The organism is Paenibacillus sp. FSL R10-2796 (assembly GCF_037965315.1).
GTDB classification, from domain to species: Bacteria; Bacillota; Bacilli; order Paenibacillales; family Paenibacillaceae; genus Paenibacillus_AQ; species Paenibacillus_AQ odorifer.
Genome location: NZ_CP150178.1, coordinates 1,004,546 through 1,027,880, shown reverse-complemented (window position 1 = coordinate 1,027,880; position 23,335 = coordinate 1,004,546). Strand labels below are relative to the sequence as shown.

The 23,335-nt window shown below is 45.0% G+C and carries 16 protein-coding genes; 5 read left to right on the top strand and 11 right to left on the bottom strand.

The window, feature by feature from the left end; genetic code table 11:
* Positions 1 to 105: 105 nt before the first annotated feature.
* From NST58_RS04590 to NST58_RS04580, 3 genes are all read right to left on the bottom strand, one after another.
* On the bottom strand, positions 106 to 5,160 hold the full coding sequence (locus NST58_RS04590; protein WP_339246500.1) for an S-layer homology domain-containing protein: 5,055 nt from the start codon (positions 5,158 to 5,160) through the stop codon (positions 106 to 108).
* A gap of 88 nt (positions 5,161 to 5,248) precedes the next feature.
* Positions 5,249 to 5,470, bottom strand: coding sequence for a hypothetical protein (locus NST58_RS04585; RefSeq protein WP_339246498.1), 222 nt, complete (start codon positions 5,468 to 5,470; stop codon positions 5,249 to 5,251).
* Between the two features lie 891 nt (positions 5,471 to 6,361).
* Positions 6,362 to 10,708, bottom strand: coding sequence for an S-layer homology domain-containing protein (locus NST58_RS04580; RefSeq protein WP_339246495.1), 4,347 nt, complete (start codon positions 10,706 to 10,708; stop codon positions 6,362 to 6,364).
* A 168-nt stretch (positions 10,709 to 10,876) separates the two neighbouring features.
* Here NST58_RS04580 and NST58_RS04575 point away from each other — a divergent pair, with 168 nt between their 5' ends.
* The gene (locus tag NST58_RS04575; RefSeq protein WP_051491363.1) at positions 10,877 to 11,002 is read left to right on the top strand and encodes a DUF4023 domain-containing protein; all 126 of its coding nucleotides are present in this window, start codon (positions 10,877 to 10,879) and stop codon (positions 11,000 to 11,002) included.
* 98 nt (positions 11,003 to 11,100) lie between these two features.
* On the opposite strand, the gene NST58_RS04570 is transcribed toward NST58_RS04575, so the two are convergent.
* Together NST58_RS04570 and NST58_RS04565 are read right to left on the bottom strand one after the other, a co-directional pair.
* The gene (locus tag NST58_RS04570) at positions 11,101 to 11,805 is read right to left on the bottom strand and encodes a hypothetical protein (RefSeq protein WP_076130101.1); all 705 of its coding nucleotides are present in this window, start codon (positions 11,803 to 11,805) and stop codon (positions 11,101 to 11,103) included.
* Positions 11,806 to 11,991: 186 nt separating this feature from the next.
* Positions 11,992 to 12,513 (bottom strand): GNAT family N-acetyltransferase, encoded by a 522-nt coding sequence (locus NST58_RS04565; protein ID WP_036684918.1) that lies wholly within the window; start codon positions 12,511 to 12,513, stop codon positions 11,992 to 11,994.
* Positions 12,514 to 12,682: 169 nt separating this feature from the next.
* Here NST58_RS04565 and NST58_RS04560 point away from each other — a divergent pair, with 169 nt between their 5' ends.
* Positions 12,683 to 14,278, top strand: coding sequence for an AMP-binding protein (locus tag NST58_RS04560; protein WP_036684916.1), 1,596 nt, complete (start codon positions 12,683 to 12,685; stop codon positions 14,276 to 14,278).
* 91 nt (positions 14,279 to 14,369) lie between these two features.
* On the opposite strand, the gene NST58_RS04555 is transcribed toward NST58_RS04560, so the two are convergent.
* Positions 14,370 to 14,948, bottom strand: a complete 579-nt coding sequence (locus NST58_RS04555; RefSeq protein ID WP_076305196.1) for an SMI1/KNR4 family protein — start codon at positions 14,946 to 14,948, stop codon at positions 14,370 to 14,372.
* Between the two features lie 11 nt (positions 14,949 to 14,959).
* Positions 14,960 to 15,397, bottom strand: coding sequence for a HEAT repeat domain-containing protein (locus tag NST58_RS04550; RefSeq protein WP_036684913.1), 438 nt, complete (start codon positions 15,395 to 15,397; stop codon positions 14,960 to 14,962).
* A gap of 227 nt (positions 15,398 to 15,624) precedes the next feature.
* Here NST58_RS04550 and NST58_RS04545 point away from each other — a divergent pair, with 227 nt between their 5' ends.
* The 3 genes from NST58_RS04545 to NST58_RS04535 are packed head-to-tail and all read left to right on the top strand — an operon-like array spanning position 15,625 to position 18,677.
* The gene (locus tag NST58_RS04545; RefSeq protein ID WP_036684911.1) at positions 15,625 to 16,125 is read left to right on the top strand and encodes a DUF4358 domain-containing protein; all 501 of its coding nucleotides are present in this window, start codon (positions 15,625 to 15,627) and stop codon (positions 16,123 to 16,125) included.
* 6 nt (positions 16,126 to 16,131) lie between these two features.
* Complete coding sequence (locus tag NST58_RS04540; RefSeq protein WP_339246492.1) at positions 16,132 to 17,517, top strand: MBOAT family O-acyltransferase; 1,386 nt, start codon at positions 16,132 to 16,134, stop codon at positions 17,515 to 17,517.
* A gap of 20 nt (positions 17,518 to 17,537) precedes the next feature.
* Positions 17,538 to 18,677: a DHHW family protein gene (locus NST58_RS04535; protein ID WP_076305194.1), complete on the top strand. Its 1,140-nt coding sequence runs from the start codon at positions 17,538 to 17,540 to the stop codon at positions 18,675 to 18,677.
* A gap of 171 nt (positions 18,678 to 18,848) precedes the next feature.
* On the opposite strand, the gene NST58_RS04530 is transcribed toward NST58_RS04535, so the two are convergent.
* The 4 genes from NST58_RS04530 to NST58_RS04515 form a co-directional block, all read right to left on the bottom strand.
* A complete protein-coding gene (locus NST58_RS04530; RefSeq protein ID WP_339246489.1) occupies positions 18,849 to 20,258 on the bottom strand; it encodes a HAMP domain-containing sensor histidine kinase in 1,410 nt (469 codons plus the stop codon).
* Positions 20,242 to 20,889 carry a response regulator transcription factor gene (locus NST58_RS04525; RefSeq protein ID WP_036684906.1) on the bottom strand — a complete coding sequence of 216 codons (648 nt, stop codon included), beginning with the start codon at positions 20,887 to 20,889 and terminating at the stop codon, positions 20,242 to 20,244. The genes NST58_RS04530 and NST58_RS04525 overlap by 17 nt, the downstream gene beginning before the upstream one ends.
* Before the next feature lie 84 nt (positions 20,890 to 20,973).
* Positions 20,974 to 22,251 (bottom strand): cellulase family glycosylhydrolase, encoded by a 1,278-nt coding sequence (locus NST58_RS04520; protein WP_076219448.1) that lies wholly within the window; start codon positions 22,249 to 22,251, stop codon positions 20,974 to 20,976.
* Between the two features lie 136 nt (positions 22,252 to 22,387).
* Positions 22,388 to 23,323 (bottom strand): catalase family peroxidase, encoded by a 936-nt coding sequence (locus tag NST58_RS04515; RefSeq protein ID WP_339246486.1) that lies wholly within the window; start codon positions 23,321 to 23,323, stop codon positions 22,388 to 22,390.
* Positions 23,324 to 23,335 lie beyond the last annotated feature (12 nt).

Sequence of the window (23,335 nt, the reverse complement as noted above, 5' to 3'; positions counted from 1 at the left end):
CTTCCTGCCTGTGGCTGGTAAAAGCTTGCAATCCTCCGCCAAGCAAAGACAGTCTGCCCATGGAGCAAAGGGCTCCTTGGGCAGACCGTGGTGAGGCAATATAATCTACCGGATGTAATTCAAGATGAACTGCGCAGCCTCGGCACGGGTCGCCAAGCCACCGGGAACAAACTTCCCGTCCGTGCGGCCATTCACCAGACCCAGTGATGAAGCAGCATTCACGCTGTCTGCCGCCCAGGCTGCTACCTCACCGGAATCGGTGAATGTTGTCGGGGCTGATGACTGAAGCGCTCCATGCTCCAGTACATAGGCACGCATTAGCATAGTGACAATCTCCTGGCGGCTGATGTTCGCACTCGGATCGAACTGCTCAGCAGTGCGTCCACCTACAATACCTGCCCGGACCAGACGCGCCAGGTCCTGCTCATACCAGACACCAGAAGGCACATCACTAAATTTCAATTCCGCCTGATCTTGCAGTCCCAGCACGCCAGCCAGCAGCTTCACAAATTCCGCTCTTGTAATCCTGCGGGCGGGTTCAAATCCATTTTCGGAAGTGCCTTGTACCAGATGTTTAGCCGCCAGCTGGCGGATAGTGTCCGCAGCCCAGTGAGTAGACGGAACATCAGCGAAGGATTTATTGTACTCCAGCACAGCCAGCCTGCCTGTTCCGCTAAACTCCCCTTGCAGGAAGCCATTCGCATACACTCCGCCGAGATAGGTAAGCGAACCCCCTTCAGCAATAGCATATAAACCAAGCAAATTAGTATTATAATCCGTATTTGTTGCACTCCATTGTAAGGTTACTGGTTTGCTGAAGCTTGGAAGACGGCTAGATGTGCCATTCCCCGCGATGACGCTCAGATCAAACGTCATACCCGTACCCCGCAAGACCACCCCACGCTCTGCTTTCAGTGTGCTCATGTTCAAAGTCTCCGGGCTGAGCTTCACCTGAATCTTGCTGCCTGAAGCTTGGGCTTCATTAAGCAGAGCCTTCAATTGCACCAGCAATTCCGGCGCAATACCAAGTGTGGTTCCCGAAGCGGACAATTCAAGTTGACGGATCCCTAGCAACTCACCTGCATTTACAGGCAGCTCGATAGCTATAACGCCTGCCGGCACCTTTACCGTCACTTTGCCGTTCTCAGTAGATGTACTGAGTGCACTTGCTGGAACTGTCAAAGTTGTGCTAGTAGGACTTGGAAGCGGCGTTGCTGTCGCTGCCGGAGTCGTTCCACCAGTTCCCGTACCTGTCCCTGGAGCCGATGTCGGCTGCGGTGTAGATACAGGAGTATTGTGGACCTTGAAATTAATAATTCCGCTCTTTTGAACAGCCGTATAAGGGTGACCATTCAGTATTTTGGTGTTGGTGACTACGGCCGTGTACTCGCCGCTGTCTGTTTCTTTTGCAGAAGGAATCGTATAATTACGCTCCACAGCACCTTCAATGGCCTGCCCGTCTTTCAACCATTGGTAGCTTAACTCGCCATAAACTGCAGAAGCTACTACGGCAAAAGACACCTTATCACCTACAACTGCCGGATTCTTATCTACACTATTAGAGGTGATAATTGGCGCATCGGGTGCCGGATGTACTGTCACCGTAAGTTCATTACCGGTTCTTGTTGAAGGCTCCGTTCCCTCTTTTCCAGTCAGAACCACACGGAACTGCGTACCGCTGTCTGTTTCAGAAGCAGTAAATGCGTATACCGCCGAAGTCACGCTCTCCGCCACAGTCCATTCCTCTGCGGTTGCTGCCTTCGTCTCCCAGCGAACCGATTCCACATCCCCGCGGATCTGTACGAACAGCTTCACTTCTTCACCAGTAATGACATCAAGTGCAGACGGAAGATCGGTTATGAAATCAGGCGCTTCCCATGGTGCTTCAGCCGGAGTTAAGTTAATTGTGTACTCTGCTTCACTGCTGTCACCAGATTCATTGGTGACGATGACCTTGTACTTATTGCCATCCATCCCGGTAGTCAAAGCAGGGATAGTATAGGAGGCGGACACTCCCAACGCATCTCCATAACCGCTGCCTGTGTCCGCATACCAGGCATAAGTCAGCTGCCCTGCGCCAGTGGCAACTGCCGTTAGTGTCGCGGACGTATTTTCACGGAAGGAGCCTTCCCCTACGATCTGCACCTTTGGAGCTTGCAAGGCCCACTTCGCCTGCAAGTTCAGTTCACCGGTTATTAGATCTTCGGCAAAATTCCATCTTCGCGCACCTTCTCCTTCTCCAACATACCAGCCTTCCAGGTCATAACCCTCTCTGGCAATGCCTGTAGGCTCCATCAGCAAAGTGCCATACACAGCCTCGGCCACAGTATTTGCTGGTTCACCCCCATTAGCATCAAAGAGAACGGGATAGCTTCCTTTCAGATAGACAGGTTTGGAGCAGTTGCCTGCATAATCCTCCATCACCACATGCACAACTTTTGCCGACGAGGTGAAGCTTAAGCTCGCCTTAGTTGTCCGTCCACGGATAATCATCGGCTTATTGCCAGAGCTATACGTTGTGGCAAAAGATTTTGCATTCCCATCCTCATACACATACATATACCGCCAGTCTCTGGTATTCGGCATCGGCAGATTCAGCTTACCGTCCGTCCAGGACCATTCTTCCGCGTAAGGTTCCGCGACCGTGTCGATGAACTGGCCGCTGACCGAGACTGGATCGGTGTTGCCTGCGGTAACGGTGACAATGTAATCATCGCCGTTTACCGGCATCCCCGTGAACAGCGCAGTGCTTGCACCTGCCGGGACAACCACTTGCTGTGACACCGGTTCGGATGTCGTAATCCAATTCAAAGACTGCACTCGAACGGTAATGTCACCGGAAGCTTGGGCGGAGTTCGTCCAGTTCACAGTCAACTCCCCGTCCGGACTTGAATCCACCTTCACTCCGGAAACCGCCGCATCCAGATCAAAAGCCAGCGTTGCCGCTTCACCCTCCACTCCATCCGCACCCACTGCAACCACTTTAAGGGTTCCGGATTTCACCGGGAGATGCTTCAGGTAGAACACCTCATCGTATTTGCCGCCCATAAATACATCATTCACGTACACATTATATTGCTTGATCTTAGTGTAATCGGGATCTAGCTTCCACTTCACAACCATCTCACCTGTATCTGTAAAAGCTTCCGCAACTGCTAATTCCGCAGGAGCTGCGGGCTTTACGGCAGACCCGTCATAGACGCGCAGCTGTCCGACGTTCATCTGGTAGGTGGACGCTGTTCCTTGCCCGGGATCGAAGACCAGTCCAAGGGCTGCAATATTATGACCCGCGTATGCACTGAGGTCCAGCTCCTTTGTCAACCAACCGTCCGAGTGCTGACCACTGTTTGGAACAGCGACCTCTACGACGGTATTCGGATCATCAGCCAGGATGAGTCCTACTGCCATCGCCGAAGCATCTGTGGCAGATGGCTTGTTGAAGCTGATCGACAGCTTGGAGTTGCCATTGACCCCCAACTCTGTTTTGTACAGACGCAAGAAGTTCTTCGCATTCAGATTGCCGTTCACCACCAGTGAACTGCCACCGTTATACGCACCGATCTGCTCATAGTTGTAACGGTTTGTACTCGCAAGGTTGTACTCCGGTCCATAATCAAAATCTACAGTAAGCTTATTGCCAGCAGTATCCTGCCACCACTGCCAAGTCACTGGGATATCCTGCAGGCTCATATTAGACCACTCATCCGGGTTCGATACTTCACCGTTCACGGAATAGGACAAGCCCTGTCCAGTGTTAAAATTGGTGTAAAAGTTCTTGTCCTTAATCACCGAACGCTCCGCAATGACGGACGAGATTCCCGGCCAGTAACGGTTGTCGGCATAAACATCGGCAACGGTATTGGTTGCCGATTTGACCGTATTCTTAGGGTCCACGTTCGGGCCTGACCACCATAGCTGCTCACGCAGTTTTGTCATCCATTGGTAGTCATTTTCGGATCTGTGCGAGACCGGGTAAGACAGGTTCATGTCCTCATCCAGACCGGCATGAACAAAGTCCGCACCGAGTGTAGCCAAGCTGAGCCGCGGCAAGCCATTGCTGTCCAGCTTGTTCATCAACGCTGTTCCGTTAACGGACTTGAACCGGTCACGACCTGCTTCCAGCCCTGCAAAACCAACTTCAAACAAGTTGTAGCTTGTTCCCAGACTGGCATTCAGATTGCTTAAGTAATTAGCCGCGTTGGTAATCTGTGTATTGCCAGCCCCGTAGTCGAAGAAAAACGAATTGGAGACGGGTTCCTTGGTGCTTTTATCCACTAAAAAGGAGATATTGGTATCATTAATCGTCCGGGCGAACGTATTAGCACCGGTATTGGTGTTCAACGAGTCGTACCACTCTACATACAGGCCGCCCTCTTGCAGCACCTTCATAAACGCGATGTAATCGGGGATATCCTGGGTCGCTACATTCGGATTCATCTCTTCCTGATTTACAAAATAACCGTCAAACCCGAAATACCCGGCCATCTCGATCAGTTTATCCGCCACCGGAAAATTACCATTCTCATCTTTAACTATCATTTGTTTGTACGTCTGCTGTCCACGGTCATTATTGGAAAAAAAGATTCCTGCCAATGACAACACGCCGTTCTTATGCGCTGCATCGGTGTAGGTAGGGTTCGGGATGTTCAGCATGCCGAATTCGAACCATTTTTGCTGCCAGTCCTTCTGGGCCAATTCATCATAATATTCCGGCGGGGTATACGCAGTCGCTGTACCATGCCAGTAGGAGTAGTAATCGATATATTGCCAAAAGTTAAAATGATACTGCGCAAACTTGTTCGTATACGGCGCGTTCTCAATAAAAGCATTCCCGTAGTCGCCAGCAACGTTGATCATCTGTGTATCTGCGCTAAGCGCTGGGTTAGCTTGGGTTGCAGCAAATGGGGCATTCCGCTTCTGCAGCGGCACCCGCGATCTCAACAGCTCTGCATCCGGATCGGTTGCCGGACTCCAGTTCGCAATATGGCTGCTCGTATATCCATGTACATTAGGCTGATTGGCACCCGGCGCACTGTCTCCTGTAAAAGGCCACGTATCGCCGGCGTAAGCCGTTAGGGGAAGTCCTGAAACTAGCAAAGCTGCCGCCAGAACAGCTGATGTCAGCTTACGACGCGCCTTTTTACCGGTGTGAAGGTTCATTTTCCACTCTCCTCGTCCTGTAGTTGTTTCGGTTACTCTCATCCATGAAGCGTAATGTGTCTCACTATGTCGCCGAACAGCAAGTAGATTACTTCTGTTGTCCCGTCCCTCTGCTGCTCCTACCCTCTTCTACTTCTACTTCTACTTCTTCTTCTTCTACTTCTACTTCTACTTCTACTTCTTGTTCTTGTTCTTCTTCTTCTTCTTCTTCTTCTTCTACTTCTACTCTCTTCTGCCTACAGATTCTGTATCCAACCACATTCGTGCAAGCACATTCTGTATTCAACCCCGATCGTGCAAGCGCATTCAATTTTGTCGGCACCCCTCCTGCCTTACTTTGATTAGTCCACCCTAATCTAACCCAGATCTTTCCTTACAAATAGCCGCAAAATTAAAGATATGCTGGATAAATTAAAGATTATCGTGCTATCAGGGCTCGATATCCTGGCAATGAGTGGGTCGTTAAACATATGTTGGTTGAAAATATAAAGAGGATGAAGGAGCGTGGTCTCTTTTGCCTCTCTTTCACGCCAATCCACCGCATTCGCTCATTTCTGAGGCACTTTTGCCTCTCTTTCACGCCCATCCGCCATATTCACTCCAATCAGAGGCTCTTTTGCCTCTCATGTCCGCCAATCGCCGGATTCGCTCATTTCTGAGGCACTTTTGCCTCTCTTTCACGCCAATCCGCCGTATTCGCTCAAATCAGAGGCTCTTTTGCCTCTCTTTCACACCCATCCGCCGTATTCACTCCAATCAGAGGCTCTTTTGCCTCTCTTTCACGCCCATCCGCCGTATTCACTCCAATCAGAGGCACTTTTGCCTCTCATCTCCGCCACTCCGCCTCATTCACTCCAATCAGAGGCACTTTTGCCTCTCTTTCACGCCAATCCGCCGTATTCGCTCAAATCAGAGGCACTTTTGCCTCTCATGTCCGCCAATCGCCGCATTCGCTCATTTCAAAGGCATTTTTGCCTCTCTTTCACGCCGCATCGCCGCATTCGCTCAGATCAGAGGCACTTTTGCCTCTCTTTCACGCCAATCTGCTGCATTCGCTCATTTCTGAGGCACTTTTGCCTCTCTTTTCCTCCACACCACCGTATCGCTTCCTCCCTCACACTACCCAGCTATGAAAAAAAGATTGCCTCTCCGTCATCAACGATGACCTTGAGGCAATCTTTTTTCAAACCATCCGATTTAGTTACTTTCCTTGCTTCTCCAGCAAGTTCAGAATGATTGTTACTGCTTCGGCCCGGGACGCTACCTGGTTAGGTGCGAAACGATTTTGTCCTATGCCATTCACAATGCCCGCTTCTGCTGCTGCCGCAATATAAGGTACTGCCCATGCGGGTACATCCTTAGCATCATTGAAGGTTAAGGTCGCTTTTGGATCTACTGTAATACCCAGAGCCCTAACAACCATAACTGCTAATTCAGTGCGAGTAAGCTCCTGCGTAGGACGGAAGGTACCATCATCATAGCCGCTGATAATTTGCAAAGCTACTGCCTGAGCTACAAAAGACTTAGCCCATGCCGGAATCTTCGCTGAATCTTTAAAGCTTGAAGTACCACCACTGTCTGGCAATTGCAGGGCACGAGCCAGCATAGTGATAAATTCAACCCGATTTACTTTCTGATTAGGACGGAAAGTATTATCCGGATAACCACTAACGAAGCCCCCTGCTACTGCTTTCTCAATAGCCGCTGCTGCCCAATGGCTGCCAGTATCCGTCAATGATGGTTTGACTACTGGTGTTGCGGTTGGTGTAGGCACCGTTGTTGGTGCTGGTGTAGCTGTTGGTGCTACTGTTGGCGTTGGCGTTGCTGTCGGTTTTGTTGTTGCCACTGGTCCTGTTGATGATCCTGTTGTTGGTGCTGTCGTTGGCGCTGCCGTTGGCGCCGTTGTCGGTTCCGTTGTTGGCGCTGTTGTCGGTTCCGTTGTCGGCGCTGTTGTTGGTTCTGGTGTTGGGTTTACTTCAGGATCTGCTTCCTTAATAATACCGAACTCTTCCAGAACGTACGGTTTAGCATCATTAATATTCTGATCGATCTCATAAGATACAGCTGTTAATTTGCCAGCATCTACAGTAATACCTACAAAGGTCTGAACTTGACCGCGTTTGGGACGCGTAGCATCACTTGGGTCCGGTCCGTATTTAGCTGCTGTATTCTCATTTGCTACTTCGAAGAGATTATAATACGCATCTCCCAATTCTGGTTTCATGTTCTTGTAGTAAACCTTCGCTCCCGCTGTAGCCGGGATCAGATAGATCGTTCCATCTGGATTTACTGTGTACTCTACAGTTTGACCCTTGAAGCTTTCCTTGATCTTCACTGTGTCTGCCGCAGTTCCATCAGCTTTAATTGGCTTGGTCCGGGCATAAATATGGTCGTGGCCTTGAAGAACTAAGTCAATGCCCAGTTCAGCCATCATTGGAGCAACCTTCGCTCTTTCTCCATTTGTACCCATAATGTCTTTGTCAGTAGCATGGTTAGAGGTTGTGTATGGACCTTTATGCATAGCTACGATAATCCATTTCGCACCAGCAGCTTTCGCTGCTTTTACGTCAGCCTTCATCCAATCCAACTGTGCTTGGCTGAAGTTAGCAAATTCATCGGAATTCTCATTTGTATTCAGGACTACAAAGTGAGCATTACTGTAATCATAGGAATAATAAGCTCCCGTTTCTGTTGCAGAGCCCGGTGCTTCCTTAATATTGTAGTGCTCATAGAAGGCATTTGCCTTATCCTCATGATTCCCTGCCACTGGCACGATTGTCGTGTTAAGCAGGGTGTCTTGCGAATGACCAAGCAGCCAATTCCATTGGGATTCATTAGTTCCGGTATCCACGATATCTCCGTTAATCGCCACAAACTCAGCATTCGGGAACGTCGTAAGTGCTTTTGCCATCGTTTCACCGGAAAGAATCGCTTCATCTTCGGTCTTAGCCTGTGTATCAGCCAAATCGATAAAAGTAAATGCTCCTGTCTTAGCGGCAGTTTCAAAAGTTCCCACTGCACTCCACAGGCCTAGTGCTTTATCCCCTACACGGAAGTAGTATTTTGTATCAGCTTTCAGGCCAGAAGCTTCCGCTTTATGAACTAATTCATCCTTTGAATTTCTGGAAACCGCCGAACGTCCTGTAAACTCAGCAGCCTTAGCAAAGTCTGGAGTAACGCCCGTATTTTCTACAACCTGCAGATCGTTTCCAGTAGACTTCAACGCTGTGTACCAAGTGAAGCCTTTTGCACTCACTGGGTCGCCATTAAAGGTAACTGTAACTTTTTTAATCGAATCCGTTGAAGCGATAGCAGCTTCTGAATTTGTTCTTTCACTTACAGCTTTGATAACAAATTGATAGGTTTGGTTTGGATTAGTATTTTCTACAGTGTAAGTATAAGAAGTTTTACCTTCTTCATTAGGAACACTGGCCGTCCAATTTGCGGATACCAGATCATTTTGCTCATAAATACGATATCCAGACACTGGTGCACCGGAAGCTGGCGCATCCCAAGTCAACGTTATTTTAGCACCATCTGCTGCAGTAGCCTTGGCATTTTGCACAGGTTTAACTGCTACTTCCGATTTATGAATGCTGTAGTTATCATACAAGTCTGTAGAACCACCAGTTGTTGTGGTGTAGGCTTCGTAAGAAAGCTCATCATTCGTTACCGTCATCCCCGTGAACATTTCCTTACCAGGCTGTCCGTATTTAGCTGCAAAAGGGAATGTTCCTGAAGCTACGTTGTATTTCTTATTGCCCGCTGCATTTGTAATCAGATATAAAGTACCTTTAGGATCAGTTACTACTCCGTTTGAATCCGGAACAATATCCGTCAATGGCTTGTTGTTGTACATCTGATAGCTTCTAGCAAAGGTGTGGTCATGCCCGCCAATTACCATGTCAATGCCAAGCTCGTCAAATACCTTCGTTAATTGCGCTCTGTAAAAGAGTACATCTGTATCATTGGTGTGATTGGCAACGGAATAAGGAGATTTATGCAGAAGCACAACCTTCCATTTCTGATTGCTTTTTGCCGCTTCGCTACGAAGCCACTCCACTTGTTTATTGTAAATTTCGTTATTCTCAAGATTTGAGCTTGCACCATAATATTCTGTATTAATTACCATAAAGTGTGCTGAACCGTAGTCAAAAGAATATACAGAACCATCAGGTTTCGCACCTGTATTCGATACGTTCGGCAAATTAAAATGAGAGCTATAATTGCTATAATTTTTACTTTCATGGTTGCCTACCAAAGGAACCAACGGAATATTCGCTAAAATATCCTTAGGCTTATTGAAAAACCATCCCCATTGCTCCTCAATATCACCGTTATCCACCAAATCACCAGAATTCAGGATAAACTCACTTTCCGGGAATTTAGCTAATCCTTCTTCAAGGGTATGATTCCAGATATCAAAATCTTCTTCAGTTGTTCCTTGGGAATCCGTTGTATATAAGAATTTATAAGCCTGATTACTGGAGCCTTCTGTCTTAAAAGTTCCTACGTCGCTCCAGTTATCAGCTTGTCCATCCCCAGCACGGTAAGCATATTCCGTTCCCGGCTGCAGATGATCCGCTATTACCTTATGGCTGGTTAGCACAACTGGTTTTTTAGCTGATTTATCCGCTTTTGTCATATACACACTAGTTGTAACGGATGTCCCTTCATAAGATTGAGCGCCTGCCGGAGGAAACTGGCCATTCTCCAATTTAGAAGCTTCTACTACTTCCAGTTTGGTGCCAGTCACACTTTCAGGTGCATACCAGTTGAATCCCATACTAGTCTGCGGGTTGCCATTAAAAGTAATTGCGATAGAATCAGGCTTCCCAACTCCAGGTTCTACTGTCTCCACTACAGGATAAGCAATCAGGCTCATATCCCAATAAAGGTCAGAGCTAGTGTCGCCCGTCTGGTGAACTTCAGCTGAAAGCTCATTACTTCCATCCTTCAGATTGGCTTTTACGATTTCCGTTAGGTCAACCTTTGTATACTCATTTGGATCACTGCCATTAGTTGTACTAAGTGTCTGATAGTCGATTTCACCAGCTGGCATAGCCTCGCGGTAGATTTCTGCACCATTCAGATACAGCACTACTCCGTCATCAAATGCAAAATTACCTAATACTTTATCCGATTTCGTAATTTCTTCCTTATTCACAGTTACATTTGTCCGGAAATAGGAAGTACGATATTTCTTCTTTTTATCCGTGCCGTAGCTTATATTTGTATTCAGAGCACCAAATTGCTTGCTGCTGACTCCGGCCCCAGAATCTTTATAACCAAGCGGCGCTTGGCCTGATGCCCATGTAGAATCATCGTAAACAGACCGCCATACCGAACCTTGATCCGTTCCGTTATCTAGATATTTCCATGTAGAATTGCCCGCCAGTAGTGTTATTGGCTCTAGCGTTTGTAATTGCAGTAATCCAGCATCCTCATTGCTGTCTTCTGCAAAAGCTGGCATTCCTGTAAATGTAAGTCCCAGTACCATAACGAAGGCTAGTGTCATGGATACTGCTTGTTTTAATAACCTGTTCATAATCAGTCTCCCTTACTGTTATTATGAAATGCTTGCATCCATTCATAGTAACTACTAAATATTTTCACAATGTACGGATTGATCCACTAGTTTGTAAAAACGGCTTGTGTATTTAATCAGGCAAAAGTGGTTACAGTAACGGCAAGGTTATGATCAAGGAGGACAAACATGGACGATACTCAGGCTTTTGTAGACAAAGTACACGACACCCAGAAGAAAGCAGAAAAGAACAAACAGAATCACGGTAAAGGAACACCAAGCCAAAAGCTGCCTAATAAACAGCACAGTAAATAGAACACGCCTACACGAAAACAAAAAAAGCAGCAAGCCCTCCCGGATCGGAGTGACTTGCTGCTTTACTTTTTGTATATTGAGCTTTGCTTTTAAAGGAGTTATTTACTCCATTTCACCACATTGACGGCTACCTTCTCTAATTGCGCCTTGCTCAAAGCCTTGTCTGGAGAACTAATCGTCACAAAACGATCATCCAGTTTATAGGTCAAAAACAATGAATCGCTGGTAGGGCTGTACCACTTAGCTTCTGTACCATTGGAAAGCTTTACGGTATCGCCTTTGTAATCATAGGAGTAGTCACGTGGAGAAACGTTCACCCTCATATGGTCGAACAAAAAGTACACTCCATCTTCAGAGCTAGCTGCTTTTTGAAAAGCGTCTCCACTCACCATTTGTGCTGGTGCATAAACCGTTTTAAACCCATCGAAATTTGCAAAAGCTTTAGAAATTTGTTCTTTTTGAGCGTTGCTGTACTGTACTGGTGTTAATGTATCTTTATCCGGCACCACAGTTCCAGTACCCAGAATGACCTGATTCGCTGCCGCATCAAAAGTCACTGGCACCTTCAACACATCAGCCAAGGCACGTACAGGAAGATAGGTTGTATTGTTATAAGTAATCGGAGCTAATGTGTTACCTTTATTATCAACAGGCGTATAAGCTGCACCATTCACTTTAAATCCAATGCTGTGATTGAGGTATGCGGTGATTTTTTGCAGCTTAGTTCCTGCGTACACACCAGCCGAACCTGTAATTGCCATCCCAAATACCATCGTTGCTATAATGAACTTTTTACTTTTCATATGTTATGCCTCCTTAGAAGATCAATCTCGGTTTTTACTTTAGCTCAAGTTTTAAAGAAATATGTCTCTAAGTTGTATTTAACTTGTACCCAATTTGTAAAGAAACTATTCATCTGGAGCTCTGGTTTGTATAAGAAAAACAGCAACCCGCTTATCCCATAAGGATTTAACGGATTGCTGAGGGCTTTAACCTTGATACGGAGTTGTAACCTTATACACTTCTGAATATAAAATTTCTCTATAAAGTTGGAATTCTTCTTCATCAACAGGGTTAGGGTAAGTCATAATTAAGAGTGGTAAATCTTCATTTCCTTCACGCAAAGGAGGCTGCACATAATCGTAAGGGTTCAAATGAAAGCCCAGCCGCTCATAAAAGCCGATTCTCCGCTGCTCCATTTCACCCAGTGGCCGCTCAACTTCCAAAAGGACAGGCTTGTTAGATAGACTGATGTATTCAGTCATCAGCTTTTTGCCAATTCCTCCACCTCTGATGCTCGGGTCGACTGCTATATGTTCTACAAAACGAAAGCCGGGAAACTCCCAGCAGGCCATAAAAGCAACAATTTTACCCTCAGAATTCATCTCGGTAATGAGACGATAATCTGGAACGTCCAATAACTCCTGTTGTCCCTCAAAGGTTCTGATCTCAGAAGTAGGAAATGAGGCTTCCATAATAGCGAATATTTCATCAAAAGTTGTGTGATTCATAACATAAGTTCTCACTTTCTGGATTTGTGGTCTACTATAAGTTTACCTTACACATATTATCTTAACCCGAAATTCATTAAGAACTCAAGGTACTAGTACCTGGTACTAGGATAACGTGATATACTAAATAGAACAGTTATACACATCTTGTTTGATATAGGAGAGGTTCATATTGGATAATCAGCAATGGATCGCACCTGAGTTCTACAATCTCACTTCGGAAATGGAAAGCCATGCTCCTGAGAAGATTGCGCTTAAGTGGTTAAATGAGCAAGGAGATTATGAGGAAATTACTTACGGTGAATTACGCAAACAAGCTAACCGGCTGGCCGGAGGACTTGCGAAGCTTGGGCTGCAACAAGGGGATCGTGTTCTTGTTATGGTTCCACGCCGCATCATCGCTTATGTCATCTATTTAGCTTGTCTGAAACAAGGACTTGCCATCATTCCATCCTCAGAAATGCTGCGTGCCAAAGATTTATCCTACCGCCTGCGCCATTCTGAAGCCAGAGCCGTTATTGCTTGGTCCGAAGTAACCGGGGAAGTGAATAAAATCTCAGAGGATCTTCCTGCTCTCGATTACCGTCTTTCCGTATCTGGCAGCTCAGACGAACTCGGTGAAGGCTGGCTGGATCTAGAAAGTCTGATGGTTGGACAACCAGATACCTTCACAGCAGTCGCAAGCCGCCGGGATGATATGGCTATTCTCGCTTACACCTCAGGTACTACCGGCAACCCTAAAGCGGTCGTTCATAGTCATGGCTGGGGTTATGCTCACTTGCGGATCACCTCACCTCAATGGCTGGATATTCAAGGATCTGACACCGTCTGGGCAACAGCAGCTCCCGGCTGGCAAAAATGGATCTGGAGTCCCTTCTTAACCGTTCTTGGCAACGGAGCTACAGGTTTTGTATATAGTGGATCCTTTCATCCCAAAAAATATTTGCAGCTATTGCAGGATCACAAAATTCAAGTATTATGCTGCACCCCAACGGAATATCGTCTAATGGCTAAAACAGAAGACTTAGGTCGTTACGACTTGTCTACCCTGCGATGTGCAGTATCTGCCGGAGAGCCATTAAATCAAGAGGTCATTAACACCTTTCAGCGTGAGTTCGATATCACAATCCGTGATGGTTACGGCCAGACGGAAAGCACCCTAATTATCGGAACACTCAAAGATACTCCAATACGCATTGGTTCTATGGGTAAATCAATCGCTCCCGGCTTAGTCGAGGTTGTGGACGAAGACGGCAAGCCACTGCCTGCTGGAGTGGTTGGTGATATTGCCGTACATTTGAGTATGCCAGCCCTGTTCCACACTTATTACAAAGATCCCGGTAGAAAAGAAAGCTCCACACACGGCGAATTCTTCATAACCGGCGACCGGGCAAAGAAGGATGAAGATGGTTATTTCTGGTTCGAGGGTCGTGGAGATGACATCATCATTAGCTCAGGTTACACTATCGGTCCTTTCGAGGTAGAAGAAGCATTGATGAAGCATGCCTCCGTCAAGGAATGTGCGGTCGTAGCCAGTCCAGACGAGATCCGTGGGCACATTGTTAAAGCATTTATCGTGCTCAAGGATGAGATTGTTGGTTCACCAGAGCTTGTAAAAGAGCTGCAATCCCATGTTAAAGAGTGGACAGCCCCTTATAAATATCCGCGCAAAATCGAGTTTATTCAGGATCTTCCGAAGACGACCTCCGGTAAAATACGGCGAGTAGAGCTTCGTGAGCAGGAGAACCAAGCTGCGCAGGAATAAACATAGCCATATAAAATTCACCTTATTAAAAAATAAACAAGAGCAGCAATCCATAATGGACTGCTGCTCTTGTTTATTTGGCATCAGGCCGTTACTCGGACCAATATTTCGCATCCGGGTTCAGTGCCGCACCAACTTCGCCTTCTAATACTAAATCGCAATCGAGGTAGCCCTCTTCATCCAGGAAATAAACCTCCTGCTTGTAGAACTCGCATAAGGTCTCTAGGAATTTATCAGGCGAATCATACATCACAATTAAATCGCCGAAATCATGGAGCAGGTCACATACCTGTTCCACACCCTCAGCAGACTTATAATAACAAATGAAATCACTGCCATAGTTCGTTAAGATAGGCAAGATAACTCCATCAGGATGTTGACCTTTTTCCTCCAATATCCCAGCTAATACCTTCATCTCCTCTTCATATTCATCCATATGAATCAGGCGGTACCCTGGAATAAATTCGATAAGGCTTGGTTCCTCTTCCTCACTGCTTGTCCCTGAGACAGTGCTATAAATAGCTTTCAGCAGTTCAGGAGTCTCCGGCAAAACAGCCGTTATCTTTGCTTCGTTATCACCCTTGCCCAAGCTGGCAATATAATCAGGGCGTAATTCTGCGGACAGCTTAAGGTATTCTTGAAATTGTTCTGTCAATTTATTGGTGTGCATATTGTCATCCTTTACTTATTTGCGGAAGTCCACATCTTCATCAGCCACGTATCGAAGTCAGCGCCTTTTTCACCTTCATAAGCGTCGTACACGTCAACTCTCATCTTCTTCAGCTTCTCTTTGAAGTCCTCGTAAGAATGATCTCTTGGCAGGCTCTTTTTAATTCTCAGCAGGATCTTGGATACGCCTTTAACTAGTTCAGGCTTGTTCTTCGATGGCACCTTAACGTCTTCACCAAAAGCCTTCAGCTTAAGGTAAGCAGCTTCTTGAACTGTATATACAGGATCGCTCTCCATTAAACGCGTCAGGATATCGATAATTTGTTTGTGGTTGGTCTGTCCCAGCTCTTCAACTGCTTCTAGACGCGCTCTCCAATCCGCAGAGCGGTTGGCAGCTTTCTTTAATTCCTCATAATTCTCCGGTAGTTCATTGTTCAGTTCTTCGATCATTCCGTTCAATCCCCTTCTATTAAAAACTATCTATCTTACAGTAACAGTATAACCAACCATTGCGCAAGCTAAGAGAGGAAGATCTTTGCATGAATTCATGTGAATATCATATTTCCGCAAAAATATGGGTAAAGTATCCGGAGTAAGTACCCAGCGCAACATTCTATCGACTATATACGTTAGTAACTAGAGAAATTCAGACAATACATCAAGGAGAGTGACCTAAGTTGAAAAAGCATACCTTCATGCTAGCGTTAACCATTGTACTAAGTGTGGTGCTTGGCGCCTGTTCCAGCAACAACAGTAACAATGGAGCTGCCATTGAAACGAATCTAACTGCAAAAGAAATGGTCGATCAAATGCTGAGCAAAGTAGAGCAGCCATCATTAATGGAGCTTGATGCGGCTACAGTCGAACAGCTATATCATCTCAACCCAGAATTGCTTGAAGATTATAGCATTAGAATGCCTATGATGAATGTGAAAACTAACGAAATCGCCGTTCTGAAAGTTAAAGATGTAAAAGATATGACTACTGTTGAGGATGCCATCAAAGCGCGTGCAACAGATGTTCAAAAACAATTCGAAACCTATCTGCCTGATCAATACGAAAATGCCAAGAACTATAAACTTATTAAAAAGGGTAACTATTTCCTGTTCGTTATTGCTGATCCTGCGGATCAAGATAAACTCGTAGCAGACTTCGATACTTACTTCACAGAAAAATAAATAACCATGGTATTCAGCAGCCTACTTTTCCTATTCCTATTCCTGCCGGCTGTCCTAGCGCTCTATTATGTTTCGCCCTGGCGAATCAAAAACCTCATATTGTTTTTAAGCAGCCTGGTTTTTTATGCTTGGGGCGAACCTGTCTACATTGTAATCATGTTGCTGTCCACCATTACAGATTACAGCTTTGGTCTACTGCTCAGCAGACCAAAGCTGACTGCGGTGCAGCGCAAGTGGATTGTGGTTAGTTCCGTCATTATTAATCTAGGCTTATTGTCGTATTTTAAATACGCAGATTTTCTCATCCAAAATATAAATGGACTCCTCGGTACACATATTCCTTTAACGGATTTACCTTTACCTATTGGGATTTCATTTTATACTTTTCAATCCATGTCCTACATTATTGACGTCTATAGAGGAACTACGAAAGCACAACGCAATTGGATTGATTTCGGTACATTTGTAGCCCTGTTTCCACAGTTAGTAGCAGGTCCGATTGTTCAATATAACACCATTGCCGGGCAACTACGTGAACGTTCGGTCGATATCCCCATGTTCGCAGAAGGTGTACGGAGATTCATAATCGGATTAGCCAAAAAAGTACTGCTCGCCAACAACATCGGTATGCTCTGGCACACCATATCCAGCTCCAATCTAGATTCCCTGCCTGCTTTTACCGCTTGGCTTGGGATTATTGCGTTTGCTTTTCAGATCTATTTTGACTTCAGCGGGTATTCGGATATGGCTATTGGTCTCGGTCTCATGTTCGGCTTCCGCTTTAATGAGAACTTCAACAAACCTTATATCTCTCAGAGTATTACTGACTTTTGGCGAAGATGGCATATTTCCCTTAGCAGTTGGTTTCGTGACTATGTCTACATCCCGCTTGGAGGCAACCGCCAGGGGTTAGGCGTTCAAGTGCGCAACATCCTCATCGTATGGCTGCTCACGGGTATCTGGCACGGGGCCAGCTGGAATTTTCTGCTCTGGGGATTATACTTCGGGGTCATTCTTATCTTTGAAAAATGGTGGGGATTAAAGCTATTAAGCCGCCTCCCCCGTTGGACAAGACATTTATATGCTGTAGTACTTATACTCATCGGATGGGTCTTGTTCGCTTTTGAAGAACTTCCTCTGGTCATTGGCTACTTACAAGCGATGCTTGGCTTTAATGGACAGCCGTTATGGAATAACACCACTTTATACTTCACTTACACGAACGCAATTCTACTCGTGGTGTTAACCTTTGCCTCTACACCTGTGAAAATCTCCAAGCGGATAGATTCTAGATCGGTTCCTGCTCTTGTTTGGTATGGCGTGTTATTTTTCCTATCTGTTGCCTACTTAGTAGATGCAACCTTTAATCCATTTTTATATTTCCGGTTCTAACCATTAGGGGGTGATTGTTTATGAAGCAGAAGACGGATCGAATCCTGGTTGGGGGATTTGTTGCAACGTTATTTCTGGTCGCTATCCTCTTTTTCTTACTGCCTGTTCAGCGTTTCTCTGAGCTTGAGAACCGGTATTTGCAAAAGGCCCCCCATCTGACATGGGACAATTTATTATCCCATACCTATGCGGAAGAGGCCGAAAGCTTTGTAACTGATCATTTTCCATTTCGGGCCAAATGGGTATGGGTGAAATCGGCGGTGGAACAGATGAGGCTACAGCAAGAGAATAACGGAATCTATAAAGGAAAAGACGGCTATCTTTTCGAAAAATTCGCAGCACCTGATTACACTAAAGTTCAGCAATATGCAGCAGCTGTGAAACGCTTTGCCGATAACAATCCCGATGCAAACACCACTTTCTTATTGGCACCTACATCGGTTGGCTTGTACAAGGAACGTCTACCCTGGTTAGCTCCTGTCTACTCGCAAGCTGAGGTGAATCAAACAATAGCTAAGGATGTAGGAGATAGCCTTACTTTTATAAATGGATTTGATGTTCTTAGCCCACATGCCGCAGAACCCATTTACTATCGGACCGACCATCACTGGACAACCTACGGTGCCTACTTAGCTTATGTAGCCTATGCTCAAAGCATGGGCTGGCAGCCTCTGTCCCAGAGCGAATACCAGATTCAGACTGTGAGTAATTCATTTCTCGGAAGCTATCATACCCGGGGGCAATTTATCGGGGTCACACCTGATTCCATTCAAATGTACAAACCTAATCATGAGGTATCCACCCAAATGTACATTCAAGATACCGGTGAGACTTTAAAAAGTATGTATGACCTAAGTTATCTGGAGAAAAAGGATAAGTACTCTTATTTCTTAGGGGGCGTACATGCGCTAATGAAAATCACCAGCCAGCTTGATCCAACAACGGTCAAACAGAAAAAGCTGCTCGTCATCAAGGACTCTTATGCACATAGCGTTATTCCTTTCCTGACTCAGCATGTGCCTGAAATCCATGTGATCGATATCCGTTATTATAATGGAAACATCAGTGATTATATGGCTCAAAATGATATCAAGGATGTCTTGCTGCTTTTTAATACGGCTACTTTTATTGATAATGCGGCGCTATTGAAGTTAAATTAAAGGCACTCAGGGAATAGGTGTTGTGCGTAACTGCGGGAATGTTGAACTTTCGGTCGCTGTTGTCTCCAGATGTTTTTGATTTTACCGCTATCAGCGGATAACATCCGGAGACAGCTTATGCTTCCGATGCGAGCTTTCCTTCGGAAAGCTTTCAGGCGAACGCTAACGCTCCTACTGTTCCAAAATTCCCTCCTTAACTTCAAACCAAATACTAAAACTAATATATGAGTCCTCTAATCTGGACTCGTATTTCAGATCGTTTTTAGCAAGTATCTCCGCGACTATGGACAGGCCAAGTCCAGTACCGGAGATTTCTTTATTTCGAGACTCTTCAATTACATAGAATGGGTCCCAGATATACGCTAAATGTTCCGTTTTCAGGCGAGTGGTTTTATTAAAGATCGTAAATTTTAATGTACGCGTAGTGTCACTCCGTAGTTTTATTTCAAAAAAATCCTCTTCACCATATTTAATGGCATTACTAATTAAGTTGTTGAATACTATCTCGATTTGGCTGATATCTTCTTCAACGATTGAGGATTCAAGCGAATGAAAGTCGCTCATTAAGGTTATGTTTTTATTTTTTAACGTAATATTATATTGTGAGATCACTTTTAGCAGAAGCTCTTTAAGATCAAAAGGCTCTTTATGCACTTCTGACTTCTGGATCTTGGACAATTTAATTAAATAATCCACCATATCCGACGTATACTTCACTTGCTCCAAAATGATATCCGTATACGTGCCATCATCCAGACCGTCCTGAATGCCAATCGTATAGGCTTGGATTAAGGATAATGGTGTTTTCACTTCATGCGAAATGCTTGAGATAAGGGTATTTAAACTTTGATTTTTCTCCTCTAATTTGGCATGGGTGCTCTTTAGACGCTGACTCATCTGATTGATGCTTTTCGAGAGCTCTTCGATTTCATCCCCCGTTTGAATCGTCACTTGTTTAAAATCGAGATTGGATATATCCTTCGCGACATCCTGTAATTGTTCTAACGGTGTAATGATCTTTTTTGAAAAATAAGCCACTAACAGCAAACTGATAATAATCCCCAGTAGAATGGAGTAAAAGCTGAATTGATTTACGAGGGTCAAGGCATCTGTATTGTGCACAACCACAGTTCCTATGAGGATTAGACTGCTATCCTGCTCGTATATTTTCGTTAACAGACTCGATTTCAATTTGCCCTGATTAAATAAAAGATTAACCGTGTTGCCTTGTTTTACTTTTTGTAATACCTCATCTGTGATCCAAAATTTATTAAGTGCCACCTTATCTTTAAACAACGCAAATTGAATATTTTCGTTAATTTCTGCTGTACTTCCACTGTTTTCAACCCTAACAATCGTTACGTTATTATTGTTCTCGATCCTGCTTTCATTTTCCATGAGTTGATCCAAACGGAGATCCTTTACTTCGTCATAAATGGTGTTGATCTTGGTTTTCATTTTGTATAGGTAATAATCTGCTGAGAAATAGTTGTGCAGGAAATAAGACGTACCAAAAACAATCAGCAAAATAATGCTCACCATGATCAATAACTTCGTACTTATTTTATGAATTTTTATCATGGAAGCTGTACCCCATTCCCCTATGCGTGATCACGTGGTCGGCCCCAATCTTATCGCGCAGCCTCTTAATATGCGTATCTACCGTTCTTTCTTCACCCAGATAATCCATTCCCCAAACCGCAGACAATAAGGCATCTCTGGATAAAATACGTCCTTTATGCTCATACAGGAAGGTTAGTAATTCAAATTCTTTCTTATATAACGCCAGTTCGGCCCCATTCTTGTACACTTTCTTCCGCTCAAAATCGATTTCTAAATCCCTAATCGCAGCCACTTTTTCAGTGCCTAGCATTTTTTTAATTCTAAGCATCAAAATCCTTGGGTCGAATGGTTTTCTTATATATTCATCTGCTCCTATATCCAAGGCACTGAATTCATCATCATGGGAAGACCTTGCGGTCAGCATTACAACTTTAGCCAAACTAACCTTCTTGATTTCATTACAAACCTCAAGCCCGCTTCGCTTAGGCATCATCCAATCCAGCACCACAAGATCAATCCTATTGGAAAAAAAGAGCTCTAGCGCTTCCTCACCATCCGCTGCTGTCCAAACGTTATAGCCTTCTTTTTCAAAATAAGTCTTCAATATAGTGGTCATGTGTTTCTCATCATCCGCAATTAAAATATTCAAAGTAGATTCTCCTTCCTATAATTATCAGAAGAAAAAGGCGAAATCCTTTACAGGTTTCACCTTTTCATATATTTTCATGCTACGTTATTGCAACTTCTCTACACCTAATCCCTTCGTCAGTACGTTCCATATCGGGTTATCGACCGTCTTTCGATCAGGCTGTTCACCCTTCTCTATCGCTTCCCAATACTCCCAGGTTGGTGGCTCAGTGCCAAGTTCATAATCCATGCCATCCCAAGTATCCTCCCGGAACGCATAAAACGCCCAGTGCCAGCCGTAATCAGCAAAAATCGAGATTAAATCAGCCAAGTATTGATCTGCACCTTTTACAAGCCGGTTCGTGCCAAATTCTTCAGCGACAATACGATTAGCAGGGATGTTATTTTTTTCTGCCCACTGTGCGATAGGTTCTAGAAAATCCTTTAAGGCTTTCTTATTGAATGCTTTTTCCGTCTTCTCCTCACCTACTTTAACTGTTCCAGGATATTCATAGGTTAAGCCTTTTTTCTTATTTTGGCTGGTGAGTTCGTAGGGTTCGTACATATGAAAAGCATATAATACATTCGCATCATCGATGGGTTTCAAATATTTAAAGGCCCATGGTGTAGCATACAGACCAGAATTGACGATAATAGGGGTTTCCGTATCTACGGTTCGAATCGCTGTCACAATAGTCTCATATAAAAGATTCAAATCCGCCGGAGTATTCTCCACTGAGCTATACCATTCGTTGTAATCCTCTGTCCAGAAATCATTAAATCCAGTAGCTTGTTCAGGATGTGGCTCATTAATCAGATTATAGCCGACCACCGCAGGATGATCCTTTAATCTTTCCGCAAGATCCTTCCAAAACGTTGCCGCTTGTTCATGATAACTGAAATCCTTCCAGATTCGATCATCATTTGTATAATCATTAAACTGTCGCCACCGATCTCCAGGCAGACTAAGGACTGTCAGCACTACTTTTGAACCCCGCGCCTCGGCTGCATCCAAGTCTGCTTTTAACGCTGTAAAATCATCCTCAACAAGCCCCTCGTATTTATCTGCATTCCCTATTAAAAAATCTTTATCTGGATTGGCATCCGGTTGATCGTTAAACAGGAAATCACTATCTTTTGCCCATTTATCTGGCGCAAGTCGAATGAACTCTATATTATTTTCTTTCGCTGCATCATAATTTTCGGGTATAGATTTGGAATTCATGAAATTTGTTCCTTTACGCTGTTGATCCCAGAAAGCGATCTTCTCATTGACCTCTTTCTTTACCTCCTTCTCCGGTTCAAGATTTGCTTGTGGTGTTGCTGCACTGCATCCTACGACTGCCAACAAAATCAATACGATAAATCCTTTAAACTTCTTCATTCTCTCACCTCGTAACCTATCGTAGCCAATCTCTGTTACAAGAGTGTCACAAGACATACCTAAAAAGACTGCCCTAAGGATGTCGGCAGACATTCTAGGACAGCCCGATCATATTCATAGAATATAAAATAAATGCTTACTGATTAATACTTCGACGGGAATGTGACTCCGCATAGGCATCATGACGAAAGTTCAGAATAGGATCTTCAGAGCATTCAATGCCGGCAGGTACAACTGTCGGATCAAAGACGTACTCTTGAGCCTTCTCGTCTGCCACGCCGGTGATCGACAAATGGCCGACAACAATCCGTTCCCGGTCTTCAGGCCAAGCAGACGTCGGGTCATCCGTAGGATCTCCCTCCTGCCCGAGGATTACTGTCAATTGAAACGCCACAGGACCTTTGGACAGTCTCTCGATTAGTTCATCCTCCAAATAATCGGGAGATCGATTCTCCACCTCTTCCTGGGCCAGAAAGTGCAGACCCGCTTCCGGTTCCCACTCATATTTAATAGCCCGCCGCTCGCCAGCAGCATTGGTGAAGTAATAGGCATGAATGGAATGATAAAGGTTGGTTGCAAAACTGAGTGGCGGTTGCAGCATTTTCACGGCTTGAAGCCCAGCCCGGCTTTCCGAATACTTCTCCATAACGGCTTTGAATTTGTCTGCAATGGTCGCTCCCTCAAACGAATTTTCTTTAATTGTACGTAAGATATTAATAAAGGATTGCGGTGTTTTGGCAAAAAAGATCGGCAATGTAATTGTCACCAAACTTGTCACGCCCCCATCAGGCAATACAAACTGAACCGCCATTCCTTTTGCAGGCGAAAAAACATCAGGGATGGACGGATTAGTCGAGCTATTGGAGAAGCGTACGAGAGCTTGCATCTCTTGATTTTGCAAATGTGCAGCTGTTGTTAAAGGACCCGCTTGGCCGTTAGGGGTGAACACCGCCTGGTAGACAACACCTTTGGCGTGCGCGCGTCGATAACCCGGATATTTGCCTGCTACCTCCTCAATGGAGTTTACCGCTTCTTCTGCGAGTTCAGACGACACTGATTTATTATTGTTCATTTTCGTTCACCT

Coding starts and splice junctions, on each gene's coding strand:
- NST58_RS04590 (WP_339246500.1), bottom strand. CDS start 5,160: ATGAACCTTCACACCGGTAAAAAGGCGCGTCGTAAGCTGACATCAGCT.
- NST58_RS04580 (WP_339246495.1), bottom strand. CDS start 10,708: ATGAACAGGTTATTAAAACAAGCAGTATCCATGACACTAGCCTTCGTT.
- NST58_RS04575 (WP_051491363.1), top strand. CDS start 10,877: ATGGACGATACTCAGGCTTTTGTAGACAAAGTACACGACACCCAGAAG.
- NST58_RS04570 (WP_076130101.1), bottom strand. CDS start 11,805: ATGAAAAGTAAAAAGTTCATTATAGCAACGATGGTATTTGGGATGGCA.
- NST58_RS04565 (WP_036684918.1), bottom strand. CDS start 12,513: ATGAATCACACAACTTTTGATGAAATATTCGCTATTATGGAAGCCTCA.
- NST58_RS04555 (WP_076305196.1), bottom strand. CDS start 14,948: ATGCACACCAATAAATTGACAGAACAATTTCAAGAATACCTTAAGCTG.
- NST58_RS04550 (WP_036684913.1), bottom strand. CDS start 15,397: ATGATCGAAGAACTGAACAATGAACTACCGGAGAATTATGAGGAATTA.
- NST58_RS04540 (WP_339246492.1), top strand. CDS start 16,132: ATGGTATTCAGCAGCCTACTTTTCCTATTCCTATTCCTGCCGGCTGTC.
- NST58_RS04535 (WP_076305194.1), top strand. CDS start 17,538: ATGAAGCAGAAGACGGATCGAATCCTGGTTGGGGGATTTGTTGCAACG.
- NST58_RS04530 (WP_339246489.1), bottom strand. CDS start 20,258: ATGATAAAAATTCATAAAATAAGTACGAAGTTATTGATCATGGTGAGC.
- NST58_RS04520 (WP_076219448.1), bottom strand. CDS start 22,251: ATGAAGAAGTTTAAAGGATTTATCGTATTGATTTTGTTGGCAGTCGTA.
- NST58_RS04515 (WP_339246486.1), bottom strand. CDS start 23,323: ATGAACAATAATAAATCAGTGTCGTCTGAACTCGCAGAAGAAGCGGTA.